This is a genomic window from Photobacterium sp. DNB22_13_2, from assembly GCF_052873915.1.
On the sequence record NZ_JBNNXU010000291.1, the window covers coordinates 1 to 237 of the forward strand.

1 protein-coding gene is annotated in these 237 nt (G+C 66.7%); it reads right to left on the reverse strand.

The window, feature by feature from the left end:
* Window positions 1-237: type II secretion system protein GspM (gene gspM, locus ACVA58_RS28690; RefSeq protein WP_446513624.1), on the reverse strand; the 237-nt coding region annotated here is incomplete at both ends.

Below are 237 nucleotides of genomic sequence, written 5' to 3' on the forward strand. Positions count from 1 at the left end.
GTGCCATCCGCGTGGCCTTCAGGCCATGGTTGGTGAGGCTGGTGTTGAGTGCCTGCTGCAGTTCTGCGCCATGCGGCACCGGCGCGGCGGCAATGGCCGACAGCCCGCGGGCTTCCTGGCCGAGCGTTTCCATTTCCGCCAACTGGCTGCGCATCTGCGGCAGGGCCTTTTCGATGCGGCGCTGGCCCTCGAAGGCCGGCTCCCACAGCAACAGATAGAGGATGACCAGCACGAGGA